25 protein-coding genes are annotated in these 25,882 nt (G+C 70.3%); 22 read left to right on the top strand and 3 right to left on the bottom strand.

Annotation, left to right across the window (positions count from 1 at the left end):
- Window positions 1–21: 21 nt before the first annotated feature.
- The 20 genes from xth (at window position 22) to rpoH (ending at window position 18,715) form a co-directional block, all read left to right on the top strand.
- On the top strand, window positions 22–792 hold the full coding sequence (gene xth / locus ML342_RS04565) for an exodeoxyribonuclease III (protein ID WP_240125742.1): 771 nt from the start codon (window positions 22–24) through the stop codon (window positions 790–792).
- Between the two features lie 48 nt (window positions 793–840).
- Window positions 841–1,482, top strand: coding sequence for a 16S rRNA (guanine(527)-N(7))-methyltransferase RsmG (gene rsmG, locus ML342_RS04560; RefSeq protein WP_240125741.1), 642 nt, complete (start codon window positions 841–843; stop codon window positions 1,480–1,482).
- A 60-nt stretch (window positions 1,483–1,542) separates the two neighbouring features.
- Complete coding sequence (locus tag ML342_RS04555) at window positions 1,543–2,337, top strand: ParA family protein (RefSeq protein ID WP_240125740.1); 795 nt, start codon at window positions 1,543–1,545, stop codon at window positions 2,335–2,337.
- Window positions 2,334–3,272: a ParB/RepB/Spo0J family partition protein gene (locus tag ML342_RS04550; protein ID WP_240125739.1), complete on the top strand. Its 939-nt coding sequence runs from the start codon at window positions 2,334–2,336 to the stop codon at window positions 3,270–3,272. The genes ML342_RS04555 and ML342_RS04550 overlap by 4 nt, the downstream gene beginning before the upstream one ends.
- A 22-nt stretch (window positions 3,273–3,294) precedes the next feature.
- Window positions 3,295–4,026, top strand: coding sequence for a glycosyltransferase family 2 protein (locus ML342_RS04545; RefSeq protein ID WP_240125738.1), 732 nt, complete (start codon window positions 3,295–3,297; stop codon window positions 4,024–4,026).
- On the top strand, window positions 4,023–4,373 hold the full coding sequence (locus tag ML342_RS04540; protein WP_240125737.1) for a lipid-A-disaccharide synthase N-terminal domain-containing protein: 351 nt from the start codon (window positions 4,023–4,025) through the stop codon (window positions 4,371–4,373). Before ML342_RS04545 ends, ML342_RS04540 begins: the two co-directional genes overlap by 4 nt.
- Before the next feature lie 9 nt (window positions 4,374–4,382).
- Window positions 4,383–5,048, top strand: a complete 666-nt coding sequence (locus ML342_RS04535; RefSeq protein WP_240125736.1) for a response regulator transcription factor — start codon at window positions 4,383–4,385, stop codon at window positions 5,046–5,048.
- A gap of 7 nt (window positions 5,049–5,055) precedes the next feature.
- The gene (locus ML342_RS04530; protein ID WP_240125735.1) at window positions 5,056–6,432 is read left to right on the top strand and encodes a sensor histidine kinase; all 1,377 of its coding nucleotides are present in this window, start codon (window positions 5,056–5,058) and stop codon (window positions 6,430–6,432) included.
- Window positions 6,433–6,746: 314 nt separating this feature from the next.
- Window positions 6,747–7,883: an efflux RND transporter periplasmic adaptor subunit gene (locus tag ML342_RS04525; protein WP_240125734.1), complete on the top strand. Its 1,137-nt coding sequence runs from the start codon at window positions 6,747–6,749 to the stop codon at window positions 7,881–7,883.
- 7 nt (window positions 7,884–7,890) lie between these two features.
- Complete coding sequence (locus ML342_RS04520) at window positions 7,891–10,977, top strand: efflux RND transporter permease subunit (protein ID WP_240125733.1); 3,087 nt, start codon at window positions 7,891–7,893, stop codon at window positions 10,975–10,977.
- Complete coding sequence (locus ML342_RS04515) at window positions 10,974–11,276, top strand: DUF3240 family protein (protein ID WP_240125732.1); 303 nt, start codon at window positions 10,974–10,976, stop codon at window positions 11,274–11,276. The genes ML342_RS04520 and ML342_RS04515 overlap by 4 nt, the downstream gene beginning before the upstream one ends.
- A complete protein-coding gene (locus tag ML342_RS04510) occupies window positions 11,273–12,535 on the top strand; it encodes a TolC family protein (protein ID WP_240125731.1) in 1,263 nt (420 codons plus the stop codon). The genes ML342_RS04515 and ML342_RS04510 overlap by 4 nt, the downstream gene beginning before the upstream one ends.
- A gap of 93 nt (window positions 12,536–12,628) precedes the next feature.
- The gene (locus tag ML342_RS04505) at window positions 12,629–14,434 is read left to right on the top strand and encodes a DUF885 domain-containing protein (protein WP_439655145.1); all 1,806 of its coding nucleotides are present in this window, start codon (window positions 12,629–12,631) and stop codon (window positions 14,432–14,434) included.
- A 45-nt stretch (window positions 14,435–14,479) separates the two neighbouring features.
- Window positions 14,480–15,220: a CPBP family intramembrane glutamic endopeptidase gene (locus ML342_RS04500; RefSeq protein ID WP_240125730.1), complete on the top strand. Its 741-nt coding sequence runs from the start codon at window positions 14,480–14,482 to the stop codon at window positions 15,218–15,220.
- A gap of 293 nt (window positions 15,221–15,513) precedes the next feature.
- Window positions 15,514–15,750, top strand: coding sequence for a 50S ribosomal protein L28 (gene rpmB / locus ML342_RS04495; protein ID WP_072755037.1), 237 nt, complete (start codon window positions 15,514–15,516; stop codon window positions 15,748–15,750).
- 11 nt (window positions 15,751–15,761) lie between these two features.
- On the top strand, window positions 15,762–15,929 hold the full coding sequence (rpmG, locus tag ML342_RS04490; RefSeq protein WP_439655156.1) for a 50S ribosomal protein L33: 168 nt from the start codon (window positions 15,762–15,764) through the stop codon (window positions 15,927–15,929).
- Window positions 15,930–16,020: 91 nt separating this feature from the next.
- Window positions 16,021–16,782 carry a bifunctional demethylmenaquinone methyltransferase/2-methoxy-6-polyprenyl-1,4-benzoquinol methylase UbiE gene (gene ubiE, locus ML342_RS04485; protein ID WP_240125729.1) on the top strand — a complete coding sequence of 254 codons (762 nt, stop codon included), beginning with the start codon at window positions 16,021–16,023 and terminating at the stop codon, window positions 16,780–16,782.
- 3 nt (window positions 16,783–16,785) lie between these two features.
- Window positions 16,786–16,977 (top strand): hypothetical protein, encoded by a 192-nt coding sequence (locus ML342_RS04480; protein WP_240125728.1) that lies wholly within the window; start codon window positions 16,786–16,788, stop codon window positions 16,975–16,977.
- A 5-nt stretch (window positions 16,978–16,982) separates the two neighbouring features.
- Window positions 16,983–17,714, top strand: a complete 732-nt coding sequence (gene ung, locus ML342_RS04475) for a uracil-DNA glycosylase (protein ID WP_240125727.1) — start codon at window positions 16,983–16,985, stop codon at window positions 17,712–17,714.
- Window positions 17,715–17,848: 134 nt separating this feature from the next.
- Window positions 17,849–18,715 carry an RNA polymerase sigma factor RpoH gene (gene rpoH / locus ML342_RS04470; RefSeq protein ID WP_240125726.1) on the top strand — a complete coding sequence of 289 codons (867 nt, stop codon included), beginning with the start codon at window positions 17,849–17,851 and terminating at the stop codon, window positions 18,713–18,715.
- A gap of 12 nt (window positions 18,716–18,727) precedes the next feature.
- Here rpoH and ML342_RS04465 read toward each other — a convergent pair whose 3' ends face one another.
- On the bottom strand, window positions 18,728–19,123 hold the full coding sequence (locus ML342_RS04465; RefSeq protein ID WP_240125725.1) for a DUF421 domain-containing protein: 396 nt from the start codon (window positions 19,121–19,123) through the stop codon (window positions 18,728–18,730).
- Between the two features lie 29 nt (window positions 19,124–19,152).
- Complete coding sequence (locus ML342_RS04460) at window positions 19,153–21,495, bottom strand: prolyl oligopeptidase family serine peptidase (protein WP_240125724.1); 2,343 nt, start codon at window positions 21,493–21,495, stop codon at window positions 19,153–19,155.
- A 143-nt stretch (window positions 21,496–21,638) separates the two neighbouring features.
- Between ML342_RS04460 and ML342_RS04455 the strand changes: the two genes are divergently transcribed.
- Entirely contained in the window at window positions 21,639–21,908 is a 270-nt protein-coding gene (locus ML342_RS04455) for a YcgL domain-containing protein (protein WP_240125723.1), read from the top strand.
- Entirely contained in the window at window positions 21,901–25,230 is a 3,330-nt protein-coding gene (locus tag ML342_RS04450; protein ID WP_240125722.1) for an ankyrin repeat domain-containing protein, read from the top strand. The genes ML342_RS04455 and ML342_RS04450 overlap by 8 nt, the downstream gene beginning before the upstream one ends.
- 16 nt (window positions 25,231–25,246) lie before the next feature.
- Here the strand turns inward: ML342_RS04450 and ML342_RS04445 are convergent, their stop codons facing one another.
- Window positions 25,247–25,879 carry a DUF4124 domain-containing protein gene (locus ML342_RS04445; RefSeq protein ID WP_240125721.1) on the bottom strand — a complete coding sequence of 211 codons (633 nt, stop codon included), beginning with the start codon at window positions 25,877–25,879 and terminating at the stop codon, window positions 25,247–25,249.
- Between the last annotated feature and the right edge of the window lie 3 nt (window positions 25,880–25,882).

The raw sequence follows: 25,882 nt of genomic DNA, 5'->3' as shown, positions 1-25,882 counted from the left end.
CCGCGTGCCGGAAGTCCACGGATGAAGATCGCCAGCTGGAACGTCAACTCGCTCAACGTGCGCCTGCCGCAACTGCAGCAATGGCTGGCGGAGTTCAAGCCCGACGTGGTGGGCCTGCAAGAGACCAAGCTGGAGGACCACCGCTTCCCGGACACGGCGCTGCTGGAGGCCGGCTACCGCAGTGTCTTCCACGGCCAGAAGACCTACAACGGCGTGGCGATCCTGGCACGCGGGCACGCGCTCGAGGACGTGCAGGCGGGCATCCCGGGCTTCGAGGACACGCAGGCGCGCGCGATCGCGGCGACGGTGGACGGCGTGCGCATCGTCAACCTGTACGTGGTCAACGGGCAGGACGTCGGCACCGAGAAATACGCCTACAAGCTGCGCTGGCTGGAGGCGGCGCGGGACTGGATCGCGCAGGAGTTGCAGCGCCATCCGAAGCTGGTGGTGCTGGGTGATTTCAACATCGCGCCCGACGACCGCGACGTGCACGATCCGGCCATCTGGAACGACGACCACATCCTCACATCCAGGCTCGAGCGCGACGCGCTGCGCCGGCTGCTGGCGCTGGGCCTGCACGACGGCCTGCGCCTGCACCGCGAGGACGGCGGCCTGTTCAGCTGGTGGGACTACCGGCAGGCCGCGTTCCGCCGCAACCTGGGCCTGCGCATCGACCTGACCCTGGTCTCGGAGGCGCTGCGCGGGGCCACCGTCGAGGCCGGGATCGACCGCACCCCGCGCACCTGGGAGCGCCCGAGCGACCATGCCCCGGCCTGGATTCGTCTGCACTGACGGACGCATCCGCCCATCCGATCAGCGATCGCAGTGCATACTGACGGCATGACCGTGGACACCGCCTCCCTGCGCCCCGAGCTCGAAGCCGGGCTGGCGCAGCTCTCGCTGGCGCCTGCGCTGGCCGGGCCGCTGCTCGACTACCTCGCGCTGCTGGCGCGCTGGAACGCCACCTACAACCTGACTGCGATCCGCGACGTGCGCGAGATGCTGGCCAAGCACCTGCTGGATTCGCTGGCGATGCAGCCGTTCGTGCGCGACCTTCCCACCCTGGCTGACCTCGGCACCGGGCCGGGGCTGCCCGGCATCCCGCTGGCGATCGCCACGCCCGGGCTGCGGGTGACGCTGGTGGAAAGCAATGGCAAGAAGGCGCGCTTCCTGCGCGAGGCGGTACGCCGACTCGGTCTGGACAATGCGCAGGTGGCCGAGTCACGCATCGAGGCGTTGCGTCCTCCCGCCGCATACGCCGCCATCACCGCGCGCGCGCTGGCCACCCTGCCGCAGATCCTGGCGCTGGGCGGGCATCTGCTCGCCCCCGGCGGGCGCCTGCTGGCGATGAAGGGCGTGCTTCCAACCGACGAGATCGCCGCGCTGCCGCCGCCCTGGCGGGTGACGGCGATCCACCCCCTGCGCGTGCCCGGGCTCGCGGCCGAGCGCCACCTGCTGGAAATCGCGCGCGCGCAGGCATAAGGCATAATCGTCCGTCGCCTGCCGCCCCGACGCAGGCCCAGTCCCGGGAACAGACACCGCATGGCCCGCATCATCGCCATCGCCAATCAGAAGGGCGGGGTCGGCAAGACCACCACCGCCGTCAATCTCGCCGCGGCGCTGGCACGCACGCCCAAGCGCGTGCTGCTGGTGGACCTCGACCCGCAGGGCAACGCCACCATGGGCTGCGGGATCGACAAGCGCGAGCTGGACGCCTCGGTGACCGACGTGCTGCTCGGAGAGGCCGCGCCGGCCGAGGCGATCGTGCGCTGTGAAGATGGCTTTTCCCTGCTGCCCGGCAACATCGACCTGACCGCCGCCGAAATCCGCCTGCTCGATGCCAGCGGCCGCGAGGGCCGGCTCAAAACCGCGCTGGAACAGGTGCGCGGCGACTACGACTTCATCCTGATCGACTGCCCGCCGTCGCTGTCGGTGCTCACCCTCAATGCGCTGACCGCCGCCGACTCGGTGCTGGTGCCGATGCAGTGCGAGTACTACGCGCTGGAAGGGCTGTCGGCGCTGCTGGACACCATCGAGGGCATCAAGGGCCGCTTCAACCCCGGGCTGGAGATCGAAGGCGTGCTGCGCACCATGTTCGACGTGCGCAACAACCTCGCCAATGCGGTGTCGGCCGAGCTGACCCATCACTTCGGCGATCGCGTGTTCCGCACCATCATCCCGCGCAACGTGCGCCTGGCCGAAGCCCCCAGCCACGGCCAAAGCATCCTCGGCTACGACAAGGCCAGCCGTGGCAGCGTGGCCTATCTTGGCCTGGCCGGCGAGGTGCTGCGCCGGCAGCGCGAGCGCGAACAGAAGCAGAAGGAGCAGGCGGCATGACGGCAGGCAAGGACGGGACGAAGGCCGGCGCCAGGAAGCGCGGCCTGGGACGTGGCCTGGAGGCGCTGCTGGGCCCCAAGGCGGCCGCCGAAGCGCCGGCACTGGAAGCGCAGCCGGGCGACGTGCTACGCACGCTGCCAGTGGACGCGATGGTCCCGGGCAAGTACCAGCCGCGGCGGACCATGGACGACGCCAAGCTGGAGGAGCTGGCCGCGTCGATCCGCACCCAGGGCGTGATCCAGCCGATCGTGGTGCGTGAACGCCGCGATGCCCACGGCCGCGGCGGCCGCACTTACGAAATCATCGCCGGCGAGCGGCGCTGGCGCGCCAGCCAGCGCGCCGGTTTGACCGAAGTGCCGGTGGTCATCCGCGAAGTGGACGACCGCACCGTGGTGGCGATGGCGCTGATCGAGAACATCCAGCGCGAAGATCTCAACCCGCTGGAGGAAGCGCAGGCGCTGCAGCGCCTGATCGACGAGTTCGACCTCACCCACGCCGCCGCCGCGGAGGCCGTGGGCCGCTCGCGCGCCGCGGTGTCCAACCTGTTGCGCCTGCTCGAACTCCCCGAACCCGTGCGGGCACTGGTGCAAACCGGGGCGCTGGAGATGGGCCATGCGCGCGCGCTGCTGCCGCTGGCCGAGGCGATGGCGATCACCCTGGCCAAGCAGGCCGCCGCCGAAGGCTGGTCGGTGCGCCAGGTCGAGCATCAGGTGCAGCAACTGTTGGCCGGCAAGGTGCCCTCCGCGCCGCGCAAGCCGGCGCCAAAGAAGCCTCCGCAGGCCGACATCGCCGCGCTGGAGCGCGAGCTGTCGGAAACCCTGGGCAGCAAGGTCAACATCCTCAACGGCCGCGGCAACAGGGGCAAGCTGGTGATCCACTACGCCAATCTGGATGCCCTGGACGGCGTCCTGGAGCGCCTTCGCAAGCGTTCCTGAACTTCCCGCAGCAGACACCGACATGAGCCAACACCCACAGCTTTCCGTGGTCGTCCCCGTGCACAACGAGGAAGACAACGTCGCGCCGCTGATCGAGGAAATCTGCGCCGCCCTGCGCCCCCGCCTCGCGTTCGAGATCGTCTATGTCGATGACGCCTCGCGCGACGCCACCCTGGCGCGCCTGCGCGAAATCCAAGCGCGCGTCCCCGAACTGCGGGTGATTCGCCACCTGACCAACGCCGGCCAGAGCACCGCGGTGCGCAACGGCGTGAAGGCCGCGCGCGCGCCGTGGATCGCCACCCTCGACGGTGACGGCCAGAACGATCCCGCCGACATCCCGGCCCTGCTGGCCAGGCGCGACGCCTCGCCGCCCGAGGTCAAGCTGTTCGCCGGCTGGCGCGTCAACCGCCAGGACAGCGGCAGCAAGCGCTGGGCCTCGAAGTTTGCCAATGCCATCCGCGCCCGCCTGCTGCGCGATGCCACTCCGGACACCGGCTGTGGCATCAAGCTGTTCGAACGCGAGGCATTCCTCGACCTGCCCTATTTCGATCACATGCATCGCTACCTGCCGGCACTGATGCAGCGCGCCGGCTGGCAGACCGTGAGCGTGCCGGTGAACCATCGCCAGCGCACTGCGGGCGTCTCCAAATACACCAATCTCGGACGCGCCGTGGTCGGAATCCGCGATCTCATGGGCGTGGCCTGGCTGATCGCGCGCAGCCGGCGCACCGCGGTCGAGGAGCTTGCGCGATGATCGCCCCTGCGCCCGCCGGGTTCATGGACACTCCACTGGCCGCGCTGGCCTGGACCGGCATCCACATGACGCCGTGGAAGCTGATCGGGCTGATCGGCGCGCTGATGTTCGGCGGGCGCTGGCTGGTGCAGTTCATCGCCAGCCGCCGTCATGGCAAGCCGGTGATCCCACGCCTGTTCTGGTACATGAGCATCCTCGGCAGCGTGATGACCTTGAGCTATTTCATCTTCGGCAAGAACGACGCGGTGGGCATCCTGCAGAACCTGTTTCCCACCTTCACCGCCTGCTACAGCCTGTATCTGGACATCCGCCACCGCGGCTGGCATCGCGACCGCAATCCACATTGAGGCCCGTCCATGCGCGTACTGTTGGTGGAAGATTCCCCCATCCTCGGTCACGCGCTGCTCAACCATCTGCAGCAGCAAGGGCATGCCTGCGATCTGGCCGGCGACGGCGCCGCCGCCCTGTCCCACCTGCGTGACCACAGCTACGACGCGGTGATACTGGATCTGATGCTGCCGCGCCTGGATGGCGTTGCCGTGCTCGAGCGCCTGCGCGCGCGCGGCGACGGCGTGCCGGTGCTGGTGCTGTCGGCGCGTGATCAGGTGGCCGATCGCGTACGCGCGCTGGATGCCGGCGCCGACGATTACCTGGTCAAACCATTCGCGCTGGACGAACTTCTGGCGCGGCTGCGCGCCCTGTTGCGGCGACCGCCGCGCACCCAGCCGCCGGTGCTGCGTCTGGGCGAGTTGACCTTGGACCCGCGCACTCGCCGCGCCCACCACGCCGGACGCGAGTTGGACCTTTCGCCCAAGGAATATGCGCTGCTGGAAGTGCTGCTGCGCGAGCGCGGCCAGGTGCTCTCGCGCGCGCAGCTGTTCGAGCGCCTGTACGATCACGGCAGTTCCGCCTCGGACAAGGTGATCGAGGTGATCCTGAGCACGCTACGCAGCAAACTGGCGCGCGCCGGCGCCGGCAATCCGATCCAGACCCGGCGCGGCTTCGGCTACACCATCGCCTGACACGGCCATGACCGCCTCTACCATCCATCCGCGTCCATGGTCGCTGCGCCGGCGCCTTGCCTGGCAGCTGACCGTGGCCGCCGGCGCGGTGCTGACCCTGCTGTTCGTGCTGCTGGACACCCTGATCGATCGCGAGATCTATGCCCACCTCGACCAGGGCCTGGCCCTGCGCGCGAATGTCATCGCGCACACCCTGCAGCAGCATGGTGCCGATCTGCCGCTGCCAGATTACCGTGAGGACGGGCACACCGAGTTTTTCACGGTATACGCCCGCGACGGCCGCGTGCTGGCCACTTCCCCCAACAGCCGCGGCTTGACCTTGCCGAGACCTCCTTCGCAAGACTGCCGCATCTTTTGCTACTACGACGCGCGGCTACCAGACGGCCATCCCGGGCGGCTGCTGGCGCGCGCCCTCGACCCGAGCGATCCCGCGCAGGGGCTGCTGGTGACTGGCACCGAACGCACCCACTGGGATGCCGTCGAACGCCGCGTGCATGGGCTGCTGATCGGCGGGATCGGGCTGGCGCTGCTAGCGGTGATCGGGCTTGGCGTGTGGCTGGTCGGACGCAGCTTCGGCCTGCTCGACCAGCTGCGCGCACAGCTCGATCGCGTGGATGCCGATACCCCGCCCCAACTGCCAGGCTCATTGCCGCGCGAACTGATCCCGTTCGCGCAGGCGCTGCAGGCGGGAGTGGAACGCCTGCGCCGCGCCCTCATGCGCGAGCGCCGTTTCGCCAGCGACGTCGCGCACGAGCTACGCACGCCGGTCGCAGAGATCCAGACCATCGCAGAAGCGGCACTCCCCAACACCCGGGACACCGCCGCGCGCGCAGCGCTCACCGCCACCCTGCACAGCAGCCGGCGCATGCAGCGTGGGATCGAGTCACTGCTGACGCTGGTGCGAATCGAATCCGGGCTGGAACACGCCGCCGCCGATCCTTTCGATCTGGTGGCTCTGCTGCGCAGCCTGCTGGAGCCCGCCGCCGCCCGTGCCGCCGGGCGCCGCCTCACCCTGTCTTGCTCCGCGCCGGACGAGCTGTGGTGCCGAAGCGACGCCGGGATGCTCGAGCGCCTACTGACCAATCTGTTGGACAACGCGCTCGACTACACCCCGCCGGGTGGGGACATCCATTGCCACATCTGGCAGACCCCGCACGGCATCATGCTCAGCCTCGACAACCCGGCGCCGGAGCTGGAGGCTGCAGACCTGGCTCACTTCGGCCAACGCTTCTGGCGTCGCCAGGGCGAAGCCGGCAATGGCCCGCATACCGGGCTCGGGCTGGCGCTATGTCGGGCGCTGGCGGAGGCGATCGCGGCCCCGCTGACGTTTCAGCTGATCTCAGGACGCCTGCAGGTGCGGCTCGGCCCACTACCTCCGCTGTGACCGATCGCCACCCGGGGGGATGCCGCCCTGCGCCCCGAGGCCCTCAAGAACCTCTGATCAACTCCAGAGGTTCCCGCCGGCCACGAATGGCCGGCCACGCATCCATCATGCACGTGATGAATGCGTGTGCGCCGAGTCCAGGCCGATACCCGACTCGACGGGGACTGACAACGCCTGGATGGCGTTGTTCAGGCCCTCCTTAAGGGTTTTCCAAGCTTGTCCCTGCAAACTGCTGGCATCGTGTCGTTCCGAGGAGCGCCCATGCCGTTTCCAGCTCTCGTTCCGGACTTCTGCTGCCGCGTCGGAGGCAGCGCATGAGCTCGAATCTGCGCCGCGCCGCGGCAATGATTGCCGGCGCACTCATCCTCGCCCTGCTGGTCTGGCGACTGTGGCCACGCGGTGAGGCCAGCATCGGCGCCAACACACCGGTCGCTGCTGCGGATGGCAGCGTGCAACTAGCCGCCTCGCAGATCCAGGCACTGGGCATCGCGCTGGGGCGGGCGGAGCGCGCCTCCCATGTGCCGCTGCCGGGGCTGCTGGCACAAACCCAGGCCCCGCTGGGCGCCAGCCAACAAGTCAGCTCACCCTGGGCCGGCACGGTCAGCGCGGTGCTGGTGCAGGAAGGCGAGATCGTGCAGGCCGGTCAGCCGGTGCTGCGCCTACGCAGCCCGGAAGGACTGCGTGCCGCCGCCGACCTTGCGCGTGCACGCAGCGATGCAGCGCTCGCGCAGCGGCAGGCGCAGCGCGATGCCCAGCTGTTGGCGGAAGGCATCATCGCGGCGGCGCGCCAGCAGCAGAGCCAAGCGCAAGCACAGGCCGCGCAAGCCGAACTCGCGCGCGCACGCGAGGCGCTGAGCGGAGTGCGTGCCTCGCTGGGGGGTCATGGCGAGATCGAGCTGCTGGCTCCCATTTCGGGGCGCGTACTGCGCCGGTTCGTCGCTCCCGGAGATGCGCTCACCCCGCAGCAGCCGGCGCTGCAGATCGCCGATCCTGACCAGCTCGAGATCCGTTTCGGAGTGCCGGCCTCGCTGCGTGGCGCCCTGCGTCCGGGGCTGCCGCTACAGCTGGCAGATGGCAGCCATGCGCAAGTGGTCGCCATCGGCGCCGATCTCGATCCGGCCAGCCAGCAAATCCCCGTGCGCGCGCGCCTGCAGACGCCCGGCACCCACGTGGCCGGCGAGCGCTTCGAAGTGACCCTGCTGTTGCCGGCCCCGCCTGCGGCGCTGGCGCTGCCGCGCAGCGCGCTGCTTCCGGATGGCGAGGCGCACCTGGCCTATTGGCGCAATGGCGACCGTTTCCACGCGGTGCGCATCGCCCAGGTGCTGGGCAGTGCAGGCGATACCGTGGTGGTCATGGCACCGGGGCTTACGCCAGGAGCGGAAGTCGCCATCCGTGGCACTGCGGCCTTGAAGGCGCTGCTGCCCACGCCGACATCCTCCACAGCGCGCTGAGGCCGCCATGCTCAGCCGTCTGACCGAATTTTCCCTACGCCAGCGCCTCCTGGTTCTGCTGGCCGCGCTCGGGCTGGTCGCCGCCGGTGCATGGGCGTTCGCACGCCTGCCGATCGATGCCTTCCCGGACATCTCTCCAACCCAGGTCAAGCTGATCCTGAAAGCCCCGGGGATGACACCCGAGGAAGTGGAAACCCGGGTGATCGCGCCGCTGGAGATGGAGCTTTTGGGCACTCCGCGCGCCAGCATCCTGCGCGCTACCGCCAAATACGCGATTGCCGACATCACCTTGGATTTCGACGCCGGCACCGACCTCTACTGGGCGCGGCAGCAGGTCGCGGAGCGTTACGCCGCGGTGGCGCCAAGCCTGCCAGCCGGGGTCGAAGGCGGGCTGGCCCCGATCTCCACCCCGCTCTCGGACGTGTTCATGTTCACCATCGAAGGGGGCGATCTGAGCCTGGCGCAGCGCCGCACCCTGCTGGACTGGACCCTGCGCCCGGCGCTGCGCACCCTGCCCGGCGTGGCCGACGTCAATGCCCTGGGCGGCGCCGTCCGCAGCTTCGTGGTGGTGCCGGATCCGGCCAAACTGACGCAGGCAGGGCTGAGCCTGGCCGATCTCGCGCAGGCGATCGAGCGCAACAACCGCAACGATGGCGCCGGCCGGGTGGAGGCCGGTGAGGAAACCCTGATCGTGCGGGTGGAAGGGGCGCTGCAAAATGCCGCCGACATCGCCGCGCTGCCGCTGCGTGACGGCGCACACCCCGTACGTGTGGGCGATGTGGCGCAGGTGCGGGTGGATGCCCTGACCCGCTACGGCGCAGTGACGCGCGACGGCCGCGGCGAGGCGGTGGAGGGCATCGTCGTGGCGCTGCGCGGCAGTGATGCCTCCGCGCTGATCAAGGCGGTGCGCCAGCGTCTCGATGAACTCGCCCCGACCTTGCCTGCGGGGGTGCGGATCGTCCCATTCTATGACCGCAGTGCGCTGATCGAGCGCGCGGTCGGCACGGTGGAACACGCGCTGCTGGAAGCCACCGTGCTGGTGGTACTGCTGCTGTTGCTGTTCCTGGGTGAGCTGCGCGCGGCGCTGGTGGTCGCGCTGATGTTGCCGCTGGCAGCGCTGGCCACCTTCCTGCTGATGCAGCTGACCGGCATGAGCGCCAACCTGATGAGCCTGGGCGGGCTGGCGATCGCGATCGGCATGCTGGTGGATGCGGCGGTCGTGGTGGTGGAGAACGCCGTCAGCCGGCTCGATCCACGCGCGCCCGGCGCGCACCTGCCGCGTCTGCACCGGGTGTATGCCGCCACCCGCGAAGTGGCGCTGCCGGTCGCCGCCGGCATCCTCATCATCTGCCTGACCTTCATGCCGCTGCTGACCTTGCAAGGCCTGGAAGGCAAGCTGTTCGCGCCGGTCGCGCTGACCATCGTATTCGCACTGGGCGCTTCACTGCTGCTGTCGCTGAGCGTGGTGCCGGTGCTGGCCTCGCTGCTGCTGCAGGAACGTTCGCATGGCGAGCCCTGGCTGATGCGCCGTCTACATGCGTTCTATCAACCCCTGCTGGAGCGCACCCTGGCGCATCCGCGGATCGCCCTGGGCGCTGCTGCTGGCGGCCTGCTGCTGGGCGCGCTGGCCTGGCTGGGCACCGGCAAGACCTTCATGCCCACCATGGACGAGGGTGACATCCTGCTGCAGCTGCAAAAACCGGCCTCGGTCAGCCTGGCCGCCTCGCTGGCGACCGACGAGGCGGTGGCGCGCGCCATCCTGCGGCGGGTGCCGGAAGTACGCCACATCATCGCGCGCGCCGGCTCGGACGAGCTCGGCCTGGACCCGATGGGTCTGAACGAAACCGACATGTTCATGCAGCTGGCGCCACGCGATCAGTGGCAGGTGCCCGACAAGGAGGCACTGGCCGATCGCATCCGGGCGGTGATGTCGGATTTCCCCGGGCTCGAATATGGCTTCACGCAACCGATCGAAATGCGGGTATCGGAGATGCTCACCGGCAGTCGCGGCGACGTGGCGATCAAGGTGTTCGGTCCGGATCTGGACACCCTGGGCGAACTCGCGGGCCGCATCGCAGGCGTCCTCGAAGGACTGCGCGGCGCCCAGGACGTGCTCACCCAAGCCGCCGACCAGGTGCAGTATCTGCAAGTGCGGGTGGACCCACAGGCCGCAGGCCGCGCCGGACTGAGCGTCACCGCCGTGCAGGACGAGCTGCGCGCGCAGCTGGAAGGCATGCGCGCCGGAAGCGTGATCGAGCCCGATCGGCGCACGCCGATCCTGGTGCGCGGCGCACCCGCGCTGCACGCATCGGCCGAACGCTTCGCCTCTGCGACCCTGGCGCGCGGAGATGGCGCTGGCGACATCCCGCTGGCGGCACTGGCGCACATTCAACCTGGCACAGGTCCCGTGGCCGTGCGCCGCGAAGGGGGCTCGCGCTTTGCGCTGATCCAGGTCAACGTGCGCGGCCGCGACCTGGTGGGATTCGTGGATGAAGCACGCAAGGCGGTAGCACGCCAGGTGCCGCTGCCGCCTGGCTATCGACTGATGTGGGGCGGGCAGTTCGAAAACCAGCAGCGCGCCGCCGCGCGCCTGGCATTGGTGATACCGGTCGCGCTGGGGCTGATTTTCGTGGTGCTGTTCATGAGCTTCGGCTCGGTGCGGCAGGCGCTGCTGATCCTGGGCAACATCCCGTTCGCCCTGGTCGGCGGCATCCTCGCGCTATGGCTGTCGGGGCAGTACCTGTCGGTACCGGCCTCGGTTGGCTTCATCGCCCTGCTCGGCATCGCCGTGCTCAATGGATTGGTCCTGGTCGCGCATTTCAACCAGCTGCACGCGCTGGGGCTGCCGCTGGAGCGGGTGGTGCGCGAAGGCGCGCTGCGGCGCCTGCGCCCGGTGCTGATGACGGCCAGCATCACCGCCTTCGGACTGGTTCCGCTGCTGCTGGCCAGCGGCCCCGGCGCGGAGATCCAGCGCCCGCTGGCGATCGTGGTGATCGGCGGCCTGGTGAGCTCGACCGGCTTGACCTTGCTGCTGCTGCCACTGCTGTACCGCCGCTTCGGGCAGCCCGCTGCCGCGACCGGAGACCACCCATGACGCAGATCCGTCTGACTTTGATATTCCCCCCCGCGCTGGAAGATCCGGTGACCGAGGCGCTGAGCGCGTGCGCCGGCCTGCCAGGCTTCACGCTGCTACACGCCGAAGGGCACACCAGCGACCTGGCGCGCGCCTCCGCCGCCGAGCAGGTGCGCGGCCGGGTGCAGCGGCGGGTGCTGTGGATGCTGCTCGATGCGGCGCAGCTGGAAGCCGCACTCAATGCGGTGCGTGCGGTCACCGCCTCGCGCGATGTGCGCTGGTGGACCGAGCCGGTGCTCGCCACGGGGAGGCTGGCATGAGCATGCGCCGCATGCTGGCCGCTCTGGCGCTGCTGGTCGGGCTGTCCGCGCACGCCCAGGATATCGGCTACCTGCCGCCGGAGGCATTGGCCATGCGCGCACTCGCGGCACAACCGGAAGTCCGTGCCGCCAGCGCCGCGGCCCAGGCGGCCGAAGCCGAGGCGCACAGCCTGACCGCCGGCAGTTACGAATGGGAGGCCGTGTTGATTCCACAGCAACGCACGGTGCAACCCAATCTGCGCTACCGCGAGTTCGAAGGCCAGCTCAGCCGCCGCATCCGCCTGCCCGGAAAGGCCGCGATCGATGCCCGCATCGGGATGCACACCGTGACGGCGGCACGCCTGCGGATCGACGATGCCACCCATCAGGCGGCACGTCGGCTCGGCCACGACTGGATGGCCTGGCTTCGCGCCAGCCTGCTCAGCGAGCAGGCCGATGCCCAGCAGACGCTGCTGCGACAGGCCAAACAGGCGCTGGAGCGCCGGGTTCAGCTCGGCGATGCCGCCCAGCGCGATCTCGACCTGATGCAGGCTGAGCTGGCCCAGCTGGACGCCGAAGCGCTGCGCGCTCACGCCGAGGCCGACGCTGCACGCAAGGCGCTGGTCGTCACCTATCCGCAGCTACCGTTGCCGGCCGCACCGCCACCGCTGCCAGACCCGGCGCCACTGCCGGGCGGCGCTGCTTACTGGCGCGACCTGATCATCTCCCGCAGTCACAAGATCGGAATCGCGCGCGAAGAGGCCCAGCGCCAGCAGGAGATGGCCGCGCGCGCGCGCGCCGATCGCCGTCCGGACCCCAGCATCGGGGTGCGCGTGCTGGACGATCGCGGTGGCGCCGAGCGCGCCGTGGGCGTGGTGGTATCCGTCCCGCTTGGCTACCGTTACCGGCGCGACATCGCCGCACGTGAGGAATCCCGCGCACAAATGGCTGCTGCGGATGCCGACGGCGTGGCCCTGACGATCGCCCGCGAAGCTCAGGCCACCGCCGATCTGGCGATGGCGCGCTACGCCCAATGGCAAGCCATGCACGCCGCCGCGGCAGCCCAGGAAACGGCCAGCGCGCGGACTCGGCGCGCCTGGGAGCTGGGCGAGGCCGGTCTCGGTGAGTGGCTGCTGGCCGCACGCAGCGCGCGCCAAGCCCGCGCACAGGAAGTGCAGGCACGGGTGGATGCGCTGGAAGCCGCGCTGCTGGTGCGGATCGACAGCCACGAACTCTGGCACGACAACGAGGACGAGGCGGGCGGCACGCCGCGCGAATGAATCCGCGGGCACGCCGCAGGCGACCGCCCGCATCGGGCTGAGGCGCGGAGGCCGGTGCTACGATCCCTGGCCCGTTCACTCGGAATCCGCACCGTGACTGCACCGCTACGCACGCTCATGCTCGTCCTGTGCCTGCTCCCCGCGCTGGCGCGCGCGCAGGCGTCGGCGCAGGCCACCGACGCCGACGCCGCCTTGCGTGCGATCTACCAGTCGGAATGGGCCTGGCGCACGCAGCAGGCCGCGGGCTGGGACGAAGACAGCGACGGCGGCGCGGATGCCGCGCGGCAACCGCATCTGCCCGACGTCGGCCCGGCCGCGCAGGCGGCGCGTCTGGCCTACCTACAGGACGTGCTGCGGCGACTGGATGCGATCGACGTGAGCACGCTTTCGCCCGGCGAACGTCTGAACTACGCGGTGTACCGGCCGCAGATCGAGCATCGCATCGCCGCGCTGCGTTTTCGCGACTATGAAATGCCGTTCAACTCCGACAGCGCGTTCTGGTCGGATCTGGACTTCATGGCGCGCGCCGATCTGCGCGACGCCGCCGCCTATCGCGCCTATGCCGCGCGGTTGCGCGACGTGCCGCGCTATTTCGAGCAGCAGATCGCCAACATGCGCGCCGGGCTGGCGCGCGGGTTTTCGGTGCCGCGCGCGGTGCTGGCCGGGCGCGACGGCGCGATCGCCGCAGTAGCCGCACTGCAGGACCCAGAGGCGGCCGCGCTGTATGCGCCTTACCTCAAGATGCCGGACAGCATCGCACCCGCCGAGCAGGCCGCGCTGCGCGCGGAAGGCCGCGCGGCGATCGCCGAGGCGGTGATTCCGGCCTATCGCCGGCTGCTGGCGTTCTTCCGCGATGAGTACCTGCCGCGCGCGCGCACCACCCTGGCCGCCGAGGCCCTGCCCGACGGCAAGGCGTACTACCGCGAGCAGATCCGCCGCTACACCACGCTCGACCTGACGCCCGAGCAGATCCACGCGATCGGCCTGCGCGAGGTCACCGAGCTGCGCGTACAGATGGAGGCCATCATCGACCGCCTCGGCTTTCAAGGACGTTCGCCGCAGACGCGGTTCGCCGATTTCATCGCTTTCCTGCGCACCGACCCGCAGTTCTACGCGCAGACCCCGCAGCAGCTGCTGGACCGCGCGGCCTGGATCAGCAAGCGGGTGGATGGCGAACTCGGCAAACGGATTGGCACCCTGCCGCGCGGGCGCTTCACCATCGCGCCGGTGCCGGATGCGATCGCGCCGTACTGGACCGCCGGCCGCGGCAGCGCCGACGTGTACTGGGTCAACACCTACGATCTGCCCAGCCGTCCGCTGTACAACCTGCCGGCGCTGACCCTGCACGAATCCGCTCCCGGGCATTCGCTGCAGCAGATGCTGGTGCGCGAGCAGGGCGCGCTGCCGGGCTTTCGCAAGGAGTACATCAGCGCCTACGGCGAAGGCTGGGCGCTGTACAGCGAGTGGCTGGGCGAGGAGATGGGCATCTACCAGACGCCCTACGAGGAGTTCGGCCGCCTGACCTATGCCATGTGGCGCGCCTGCCGCCTGGTGATCGACACCGGCATCCACCACTATGGCTGGAGCCGGCAGCGCGCACTCGCCTATCTGCGCGACAACACCGCGCTGTCCGAGCATGAAATCACTACCGAGGTGGACCGCTACATCAGCTGGCCGGCGCAGGCGCTGAGCTACAAGCTGGGCGAGATCGTGATTCGTGATCTACGGCGCGAGGCAGAAACCGCGCTGGGCCCGCGCTTCGACGAACGCGCCTTTCACGATGCGGTGCTCGGCCAGGGCGCGCTGCCGCTGCCGGTGCTGCAGGCGCAGGTGCGGGCCTGGATCGCCGCGCAGCAGGCCGCGCCCACCACCGTCACGCCGGACCCCGCGGCGCGCTAGGATCGCCTTCAATCCCTCGGGCCGGACGTTCGACAAGGTTCCCACATGCGCGCACACGCCCGGCTGCTGGCCGGCTTCCTGCTGCTGTTCGTCGTGTACCAGGCCTCGGAAGGCCTGCAGACCGTGATCGCGCCCGGCAACCCGCTGGGGCCGGCGTTGATGCTGGCCGCGCTGCTGCTGGCCTGGCCGGTGGGGCGCTGGATCGACGGCAGCGGCTACCGCGCGTTCGGCCTGCACGGCCCCCAGGGTGCCCGCCTGCTGCTGGCGATGCTCCTGCTCGCGCTGCTGGCGAAGCTGGCCGGCGAGGCGCTGGCGCTGGGGCTGGGCCTGGAGCGCTTCACCCCGATGCTGGCGCTGACGGCGCCGGCGGTCGCGCTCGCGGTGGTCAGCACCTTCGTGCCCTCGCTGGCCGAGGACATCCTCACCCGCGGCGTCCTGCTGCGCCTCACTCCGCGTCCGCTGGGGCCCTGGGGCTACGTGCTCGGCTCGGCGCTGCTGTACACCCTCAACCACGTCTGGCGCTTCGATTGGGGCCTGAGCGAGCAGCTGCGGCTGTTCTGTCTCGGGCTGGCCTATGCGGCGGCCGCCTGGCGCTTCGGCTCGCTGTGGGCCGCGGTCGGCCTGCACTGGGGCTGGAATCTCGGCAACGCCCTGCTGTCCCAAGCCTGGCCTGGCGCGGTGCTGGAGGTGACCGGCAACCGCCTGCTCTCGGCGGCCATCCACCTGGCGCTGCTGGCGATCGTGCTGGCCTGGCCACGCCCGTCCGTCAGCCCGCCCATCCGCTAGGGAACCTCTGATCAACCCAGAGGTTCCTGCCGGCCATGGAGGGCCGGCCACGCATCAATCACGCAAGTGATTGATGCGTGTGAGCCGAGTCCGGGCCTGTACCGGACTCGGCGTGGGCTGACAACGCCTGGATGGCGTTGTTCAGACCTTCCCTAGGACAGGTTGCGACGGATTTGCGCGGCCGGCATAATGCGCGGCTCGCTGCGTGTTGCAGCGACCTCCCGGCTGCGTGTTCGCCGGGGCCGTCGCCTCCCGGGCCATGGGAGGCCCCAACGCCATACCGAAGGTGCCCAATGTCCAAAGTCTGCCAAGTCACCGGCAAGCGCACGACGACCGGCAATAACGTCTCGCACTCCAACCGCAAGACGCGTCGTCGCTTCCAGCCCAACCTCCACGAGCGCCGCTTCTGGGTCGCCTCGGAAAATCGTTGGGTCAAGCTCCGTGTTTCCACCGCCGCGCTGCGCACCATCGACAAGAACGGCATCGACGCCGTGCTCGCCGACCTGCGCAAGCAGGGTCTGAAGGTCTAAGGGAGGATCACATCATGGCTTCCAAGCGCGACAAGATCCGCCTGATCTCCTCGGCCGGCACCGGCCACTTCTACACCACCGACAAAAACAAGAAGAACACGCCGAACAAGATGGAGATCAAGAAGTTCGATCCCGTCGTTCGCAAGCACGTGATCTACAAGGAAGGCAAGATCAAGTAAGCCTGCGTTCGGCAGTTCACCGCAAAGCCCGCCACCCGGCGGGCTTTTTGCTGGGTCGTGTTGCGCAGCATCGCGATGCGATAATCGCGGCATGGACGAATCGGCAGGCAAGACCGGCACCACCCACTTCGGCTTCCGCGAAGTGCCGGTGACGGAAAAGCAGAAACTGGTCGGCGAGGTGTTCTCGTCGGTCGCGCGCAAGTACGACCTGATGAACGATGCCATGAGCCTGGGCATCCACCGGGTCTGGAAGCGCTTCTTCGTCGCCACCGCGCAGGTCCGCCGCGGTGATCACGTGCTGGACCTGGCCGGTGGCACCGGCGACATCGCCGCGCTGCTGAAGGACCGCGTGGGCGAGGGCGGCACCATCGTGCTCGGCGACATCAACGGCGACATGCTGCGCGTGGGCCGCGACCGTCTGACCGACCGCGGCCTGGTGCGCGGCTTGGAGTACGTGCAGTGCAACGCCGAGCGCCTGCCCTTCCCCGACGCCAGTTTCGACCTGGTCACGATGGCCTTCGGCCTGCGCAACGTCACCGACAAGGACGCCGCTCTGCGCGAGATCGCGCGGGTGCTGAAACCCGGCGGGCAGGCGCGGGTGCTGGAGTTCTCGGAAGTGAAGGCCGAGTGGTTCCGGCCGCTGTACGACTTCCACTCGTTCCAGGTGCTGCCGCGCCTGGGCCGGCTGCTGGCCAACGACGCCGATAGCTACCGCTACCTGGCCGAGTCGATCCGCCGGCACCCGCCGCAGGAGGCGCTCAAGGCGATGATGGAGGCGGCGGGGCTGTCCCGCTGCAGCTACCGCAACCTGAGCGCCGGGATCGTCGCCATCCACACCGGCTACAAGGTCTGATCCATGACCACACCGCCGTCGCTGAAGAGCTTCCGCGAAAGCCGCTGGCGCTATTCGCAGTTCGTCATTCTCGGGCTGATCGCGGCCGGGCTGGTGAAATGGCTGAGCCCGCTGGGCTGGCCGGCGGCGCTGGGCATCGGCGCGGCGGTCGGCGTGGGCTACCTGCTGCTTGAGAAGAAGCGCGGCGTGATCTGACCGCGATGGACGCCCCTGCCGCACCCGAGGTCCGCCTGGAACCGAGCTGGAAGGCCCGCGTGGGCGACTGGTTCGCACGCGAGGAGATGCGCGCACTGTCCGCGTTCCTGCGCCAGCGCAAGGCCGCCGGCGCCACCATCTACCCGCCCGGCGGCGAGATCTTCGCCGCGTTCGACGCCACTCCGTTCGATGCGGTGAAGGTGGTGATCCTCGGCCAGGACCCGTACCACGGGCCCGGCCAGGCGCACGGGCTGTGCTTCTCGGTGCGCCCGGGCGTGCCGGTGCCGCCCTCGCTGGACAACATCTACAAAGAGCTGGCGCGCGACACCGGCTTCGCCCGCCCCGACCACGGCTGCCTGCTGCCGTGGGCGCGCCGCGGGGTGCTGCTGCTCAACAGCGTGCTGACGGTCGAGGCCGGCCGTCCCGGCTCGCACCAGGGCAAGGGCTGGGAAGGCTTCACCGACCATGTGGTGGACGTGCTCAACCGCGAGCGCGAGCATCTGGTCTTCCTGCTTTGGGGCAGCTACGCGCAGAAGAAGGGCGCGGTGATCGATCCGCGCCGGCACCGGGTGCTGAAGGCGCCGCATCCTTCGCCGCTGTCGGCCCACCGCGGCTTTCTCGGCTGCGGGCATTTCTCCGCCGCCAACCAGTACCTGGCGCGTACCGGCCAGACCCCGATCGACTGGTCGCTGCCGCCGGCGCAGGGCTTGAAATCCGGGGTTACGGCCGCATTTTGATCATGTTTTCGTCACATTAATCCATCTTGAACGGCAATCGTTTCACCTTCGGAACATTCAGGAACTTCCAGCAGGCTTAGCAGTCGAAGCGAGCGACTGCTAGGATTGCAGCACTGATAAAGGGGAACCTTGCCATGACATCCACTGCGCTCGTCGCTCACAACCTGCCGATCCCAAGCGCCATGGGATCGCTGGAGGCGTACATCAGCGCCGTGAACCAGATTCCCATGCTCTCCGCCGACGAGGAACAGCGGCTGGCGCGCCGCTTGCGTGAACACAACGACCTCGCGGCCGCGCAGGAGCTGATCCTGTCGCACCTGCGCTTCGTGGTGCACGTGGCGCGCGGCTATTCCGGCTACGGCCTGCCGCTGGGCGATTTGATCCAGGAGGGCAACATCGGCCTGATGAAGGCGGTCAAGCGCTTCGACCCGGCGGTCGGCGTGCGCCTGGTCAGCTTCGCGGTGCACTGGATCCGCGCCGAGATGCACGACTTCATCATCCGCAACTGGCGGATCGTCAAGATCGCCACCACCAAGGCGCAGCGCAAGCTGTTCTTCAACCTGCGCAAGAGCAAGACGCGCCTGGGCTGGCTCAATGCCGAGGAAGTCAGCGCCGTGGCTCGCGATCTGAACGTGTCCGAGCGCGAGGTGCTGGAAATGGAGTCGCGCCTGTCTGGCCACGACATCGGCTTCGAGGCTCCCGAGGATGCCGACGACGAGCACGCGCCGCCGGCCCCGGCGAACTACCTGGTCGCGCAGGATGCCGACCCCGCGCTGGTCTACGAATCTGCCGACAGCGAGGCCGACCAGCTCGAGGTGCTGCGCGAGGGCCTCTCCAAGCTGGACGCCCGCGCGCGCGACATCATCCAGCGCCGCTGGCTGGATCCGGACAGCAAGGTGACGCTGCAGGAGCTGGCCGACGAATACGGCGTCTCCGCCGAGCGCATCCGCCAGATCGAGGCCAATGCGCTGAAGAAAATGAAGGCGCTGTTTGCGGCCTGAGCCTGCGCGGCGTCACTCGCTCCTCTCCAGCGGCCCGGCACATCCCGGGCCGCTGTGTTTTCGGTCGTCCGTGGCCTGTGGAGTGTTTCTGAGAATGGTGATGTGGCCGTTGGTTTCCAGCAGGTGTTCAGCCAGGCGGCTGCGGGCGGTCGCCAGCGCGACCAGGGAGTTCACCGCGATCAGGGTGCTCGCCATGATCGCGGCGCCGGTCAGCGAGTTGTCGCCGCCGTTGATGCCGTTCTGCACCGAGTTGCCGAGCAGCACCAGCAACACCAGGTCGAACGGGGTGAACTGGCCGACCGAGCGCTTGCCCGACAGCCGCATCAACACCATCACCAGCACGTACACCACCAGCGCGCGCAGCACGAACACCCACCACGGCGCGGACAGCTGGAACAGGGCGCTCATCGTTTCGTCTCCCGCCGCGCGGGGCGCGGTCACGGTTGCAGGGTTTGCCGGAACAGCGCGTGGATGCGGCGGTACTCGTCGTACCAGCTGTCGGGGTGCACGAAGCCGTGCCGCTCCAGCGGATACGGCGCCAGCTCCCAGCCGGCCTTGCGCAGCTCGATCAGCTTCTGCGCCATCATCACCGAATCACGGAAGAACACGTTGTCGTCGATCATGCCGTGCGCGATCAGCAGGCGGTCCTTGAGCCCGGCGGCGAACTCGATCGGGCTGGAACGCTTGTAGGCCTCGGGATCGAGCTCGGGCGTGTTGAGGATGTTGCTGGTGTATTCGTGGTTGTACTGGCTCCAGTCGGCCACCGGGCGCAGCGCGGCGCCGGCCTTGAACACGCCGGGCGCCTTGAACATCGCCACGTAGGTCATGAAGCCGCCGTAGCTGCCGCCGTAGATGCCAGCGCGGTCGCGGTCGCCCTGCTGGTGGGCCACCAGCCAGTCGAGGCCGTCGAGGTAATCCTCCAGCTCCGGCTGGCCCATCCAACGGTAGATCGCGGTGCGCCAGTCGCGGCCGTAGCCTTCGCTTCCGCGATAGTCCAGGTCGAGAACGATATAGCCCTCGTCCACCAGCAGGTTGTGGAACATCTGCTCGCGGAAATAGTTGGGATAGCGCGCGGAGACGTTCTGCAAATAACCGGCGCCGTGCACGAACATCACGATCGGGTACTTGCGGTCGGGCTGCAGCCGCTCCGGCCCGTAGAGCTTGCCCCAGATCACGCCGGCGCCGTGCTGGCTGGGCACCTGCACGAGCTTCGGCGGGATCCAGTGGATCGCCTTGTAAGCCGCGCTGCGGGTATCGGTGAGGATGCGCGCCTGTCCGCCGCTGGCCGCCACCTGCGCCAGCTGCGGCGGCAGGTAGGCGCCGGAATAGCGCACCAGCAGGGCGTCGCCGCGCGGCGACAGGCTGAAATCCTCCACCCCGTCCAGCGCGGTCAGCTCGCGCACGTCGCCGCCGCGCGCGGGCACCGCGCACACTTCGTAATCGCCGGGCGCGGTGCGGTTGCACAGGAAGTAGAAGGTCGCGCCCTCTGGCGATACCGCCACCTGCGAGGTTTCCCAGCGGCCGTCGGTGAGCTGCCGGCGGCGCGCGCCGTCGAGCACATACAGGTGCGAGTAGCCGCTTTCCTCGCTGAGGTACCACAGCGTGCGCTCGTCCGGCAGCCAGCCGAACTCGTTGAAGCTCCAGTTGATCCAGGCCGGATCGTGCAGGCGGTGGCGCGGCTGCAGGCGGCCGGCGGCGGGATCGACGGTGGCGATCCAGCGGTCCTTATTGTCGATCGCGCGCAGCATCACCGCCGCGCTGCCACCGTCGCCGCGCCAGCGGATCTCGACCACCTGCAGCGGGCGCGGACCGTCCAGCGGCGGCTTGCCGGCCGCCTTGCGCAGGTCGGCCAGCGGGTCGTCGCGCAGGCCGGGCAGCGGGTCGAACGCCAGCTCGCGCAGGGTGCCGGTGGCCAGCTCGGCCAGCCACAGCCGCTGCGGCGCCGGCGGGTTACGGCCGACCCGGGTGCGCACGTCCTCGAACTCCTCGTAGCCGGATTCGGTGACGTACATCGGCATCTTGCCGGCACGCCCGCCATCGGCGCCCTTGGGGCTGGTGACCACCAGCAGCCAGCGCCCGTCCGGCGACAGCGCGGAATCGGCGATCTGCACGTCCTTGCCCAGGTACACCGGCGCCGGCGCGCGCGTCGGGTCCTGGCGCTGCCAGGCCTCGGCCTGCAGGCGCGCGGCGTCGCGCGTTTCGCGGTCGCGGCGCAGGGTGTCGATCAGGCGCAGCTGCTGCTCGCGCAGGGCATCCGCGGGCAGCGGCGTGCCCGGGGCATCCTCGGCACGCGCCTGCGCCGCCTGGGTGATCAGCGCGCCGTCCCAGCGGTACCAGCGGCCATCGGCCTGCCACACCAGGCCGGCGCTGCCCCACTGCAGGCGCGAGGCGCCGCCCAGGCCGCGGCTGAGCTGGGTCAACGCGCCGCTGCGCAGGTCGCGCAGGAATACGTCGCCGTTGCGCACGAAGGCCATGCGCGTGCGGTCGGGCGCCAGCACCGGATTGCCAGCATCCATGTCCGCGCGGGCGGCATCCTCCAGCTTGCGCGGCGATGCGGCGCCCTCCGTGGCCACCGTCCACACGTCGCGGATCGACGACCCGGAACGCTTTTGCAGGAAGTAGGCGGCCTTGCCATCCCAGCGCCACCAGGCCAGCTCCACCGGCGGGCCGATCCAGTCGGGATCGGCCATCGCCTGTTCGAGCGTCACCCGCGGCGGATCGGCCGCATGCGCCGAAGCGGCAAGGATCAACCAAGCAAACAGGCATGAGAGGGCGCGCATCGCGATACTCCGAAAAAGGTCAGCCGCTGCGAGGTTAGCAGTCATTGCCGGGCTTGCTTGTGCCCAAAGTCCCGTCGGGTTCCGCCGCGCCGCGCTTTCCCGCACAATCGCCGCGACGCCGCCATTCGATCCCCCGGGCTGCCATGCTTGCCTTCGTCTACAAGAGCCTGAAAAAGGCCGACACCTACGTGTACCTGGCCGCACGCGACGATTTCGCATGCCTGCCGGCAGCGGTGCGCGCGCAGCTGGGCGAGCTGCGCTTCGTGCTGGAAGTAGCGCTGACCCCGGAACGCCGGCTGGCGCGTGAGAACCCCGAGGTCGTGCGCCGCAACCTGGCCAGCTGCGGATTCCATCTGCAGCTGCCGCCCCGGGTGCAGGATCCGCTGCTGGACGACTGGGGCACCGATGCCTGAACGTGCGACCCGCAACGGCGCGGCGCTGCTCGCAACCGGGCTGGCGTTGGCCGCGAGTGCCGCGCTGGGCGAGGCGCCGGCAGCGGTCTGCCTGCTGCTGGCGCAGGTCCCGATGGCGCTGGGCCTGAGCCTGCTGCGCGGCACCCGCGCGCGCGCCGGGCTGTTGGCCGATGCCGGACGCCTGCTGCTGCGCTGGCTGGCGGCCGCAGTGGCGGCCACGGTGCTGGTGGGCGGACCGCTGCGCTGGCTGCTGGCGCAGCCGAGCCTGGGCCATGCGCTGCTGCTGGCCGGCGGCACCGGCGCGCTGCTGATCGGGCTGTGGTGGCACTGGCCGGACCTGCACCGGCTGGCGCGCGAGGGCGGCGGCAGGCCGCTGCGCGCGTGGCGCCAGACGCCGCTGCCGCGCGATGCCTGGCGCGGGCTGCTGCGGGTCGCGCTGCCGATGGCGCTGCTGCTGGCGAGCAGCCTGCTGCTGGCGTGGCCCGGCCTGCTGGCCGGCGCGGCGCGCTGGCTGCTGCTGGGCGGCAGCCTCGTGCTGATGCCGCTGCTGCATCTGCTGATCCAGACCGCGGCGCCGCCGCAGACCCTGCACGGCCTGCCGGTGGTCGAGATGGCACCTGCTGCCGCAGAAGCATCGCCAACGCACGCGAGCTCGGTCGCGGCGATGGCGGACGGCGCGCAGGCGGCCGTCACCCCTGATCCAGAGGCGCTCAATCGGGCGCTGTATGCCGCCGCGCGCAACGGGCGGGTGGAACAGGCGCTGGCGCTGCTGGAGCAGGGCGCCGATCCGCACGCGCTCCCGGAGCCCGATGCCCGCGACCGTCGCAGCCTGACGATACTGGCGGCGCTGTTGCCCGATCTGCGCCTGCTGCGCGCCCTGATCGCCCGCGGCGTGGACGTGAACGCGATGCAGGCCGGGATGAGCCCGCTGCTGGCAGCCACCCGCGATAGCTGGCATGGCCGCCCGGAAGCGGTCATGACCCTGCTGGCGAACGGCGCCGATCCGCGCCAGACCGATGCCGAGGGCAATACCCCGCTGCACCACGCCGCGCGCAGCGTGGACCCTGGGGTGGCCGCGCTGCTGCGCGACGCCGGCGCGGAGGTGGACGCCTGCAACCACGAGGGCATCTCCCCGCTGGGCAGCGCCTGCCTGGCCGGTAACTGGCGGCTGGCGCGGTTTCTGCTGGAACGCGGCGCGCGCCCGGAACCGCCCGGCGGCCAGCCGGCGCTGCTGTGCGCCGCCGCTGGCGAGGACGACGATCCGGTCGGGGTGCAGCTGCTGCTGCGCCACAAGGCGCGTGTCGACGCCCGCGACGCGCGCGGGCGCAGCGCGCTGCACGAGGCCGCCGCGCTCGACCACGCCGAGATCTGCCGGGTGCTGCTGGAGGCTGGCGCGGAGGTGGATGCGCGCGATGGCCAAGGCCGCACGCCGCTGCTGGAGGCGGTGCGCAATGGCGCCATGCACGCACTGGAAGTGCTGCTCGCGGCGGGCGCCAGCGTGCACGCGCAGGACGCCGCCGGCGCGAATGCCCTGCACCTGGCCTGCCTCAGCGAAACCCCGCGCCTGGACCTGGTGCGCGACCTGCGTGATCTGGGAGTCGATCCGCACGCGCCGGATGCCCAAGGTGCCAGCGCACTGGATCTGGCCACCGCCGCCGGACGCTGGGCGCTGGTGGCCGCGCTCGACCCCAAGCGTCCGCTGCCGGTATCGCTGGACGATGCCGCCCAGATCGAGCGCCCGCCGCCGGTGCTGCTGCGCGAGTGTCTGCTCGCCGGCGCCCCGGCCGCACGCCTGGCCTCGCTCGCCGCGCTGATCACGCCGCGCGATCTCGACCTGCTGCTGCAGGACGATGCGCTGATCCTGGATCCGCAGCGGCTGGACTGGCTGCTGCGCCACGGCGCGGACCCGGAAACGCGCGATGGATCCGGCGACACCCCCGCGATGCGGCTGCTGGCACGCGGGCAGGCCGGTATCGCCAGCATTCACCGCCTGTGCGCCTACGGCGCGTCTCCCGCCGGTGCCGGCGGCCTGGCGCGTTTTCTGGCCGCCTGCCTGGCCGAACCTGGGGCGGGCGAGACTGCAGCGGCGGACGCCGAGACTTTCGCGCTGGAGCTGCTGGAACGCGGCGCCGATCCCTTTGCCGGCAGCGACCGCGGGGTTCCGCCGCTGGCGCTGGCCGCACGCCTGGGCTGGTCGCGCCTGCTGCAGGCGCTGCTGGCGCGCGGTCTGGATCCGGACGCGAGCGATCCGCGCGGCATGGCCGCCCTGCATCACGCCGCCATGCTCGGCCGCGCCGATCTGGTCAAGGCGCTGATACTGGCCGGCGCCGACCCCGGCCGCCGCGCAGCCGATGGCCAGACCCCGCTGGGAATCGCGCTATCCATGGGCCGACGGGATCTGGCCGAGTGGCTGGACTGGCGCAGCTGGCGCCTGCCGCGACGGCCGCTGCACCCCTCCGACCTGCCCGCCGCGGCCATCGTCGGCGACCTCGACGCGGTACGCCGGCTGCTCGCGCTGGGGCTGCCGGTGAATGCCACCGACGCGCAAGGCTGCACCGCCCTGCTGCGCGCCGCCGGCGGCGGCCACCTCGCGCTGGTGGAGTTCCTGCTGGCGCAGGGCGCGGACCCTGCGCTGGCCGCCAGCACCGGTGCCACTCCGCTGTCGGCGGCGGTGAGCATGCGCCATCTGCAGATCGTGGATCGGCTGCTGCAGGCAAACGCAGGACTGGAGCAGCGGCTGCCCGGCGCGGTGACCGTGCTGATGCTGGCGGCCGCACTCGGTTTGCCCGACGTGGTGGCGCGCCTGCTGCAAGCCGGGGCCGATCTGCACGCGGTGGATGCGCAGGGGCAGTCCGCCCTGCACTGCGCGGCGATCTACGGCTTCACCGCGCGCGAGCGCCCGCGCCTGATGGCGCTGCTGGACACGCTGCTGCTGGCCGGTGCCGACCCGCACGCCGCCACCCGCGCCGGGCTCACCCCGCTGCTGCTGCTGCTGGGCGCGCGCGCCGAGCCCGGCACCCCAGCCAACGAGGACGTGCTGCTGGGCGCGCTGCAGCGCCTGCTGGACGAAGACGTGCGCCTGGACGACCGCGACAGCCGCGGCTACGGTCCGCTGCACCTGGCCGCGCTGCATGGCCTGCAGCGGGTGGCGCGCGCGCTGCTGGACGCCGGCGCCAACCCCGACCTGCGCGACAACCTCAACCGCAGCCCGCGCGACATCGCGCTGATGCGCGGCTACGTGGACGTGGCGACGGAGCTCGACAGCACCCGGATACCACCGCCTGGCGGCGGGGTGTCGATGGCGCGCTTCCTGCGCGAGTAAGTCGCGGTAATGCCGATCAGGGCGCAGGCGCGCGGGTGGCGCAGCGGCTGGCCTCGACCTTGGCCGCGATCGCGTTCAGCTCGGTCTGGCGCGCACGGCGGCTGTCGTCGTCGGCATAGCGCAGCCTGAACTCGGCTTCGTCCAGCCGTCGATACCAGGCCGCGCATAGCTGATCGGCGGGCACTTCGGTGCACGCGTCGTGCCTGACCTCGCAGGCCGCGGCCAGGCCCTGTCCCGGACGGCCGTCGATGCCGACCACCTGCAGCGGCGCGCAGCGCGCAGGCGGGTTGGCCTCCTCGCCGTAGTAGGTCGCGCCGTCCCAGGTCCGGCATTGATACAGCGGCGGCGGCGCCGGCAGCGCGGCGGCCTCCGCCGCCGGAGCGCGGCGCGTGGGCGGGCCGCCGACCTGGATGAACTCTCCATACTGCGGCGGCGACGGCGCGGAGGCAGCCGGCTTGGGCGGCGCTGCGGGTATGGCCTTGACCTCGCCTACCCGGCGAACCTCTTGGCGCAGCCCCGGCGCACACGGGGTGCCGTTCTGCATCGACACCCGGCCCTGGGCGTCGGTGCATTTGTAGAACACGGTTTCCTGCGCCAGCGCCGGCGCCGCCAGCGTGTACAGCCAGAGCAGGCAGGCGAGCCGGCGCATCCT

Source organism: Thermomonas alba, assembly GCF_022419205.1.
Taxonomy (GTDB): Bacteria; Pseudomonadota; Gammaproteobacteria; order Xanthomonadales; family Xanthomonadaceae; genus Thermomonas; species Thermomonas alba.
Note: the sequence above shows the minus strand (reverse complement) of the source record. Positions and strands in the feature narration are given on the sequence as shown.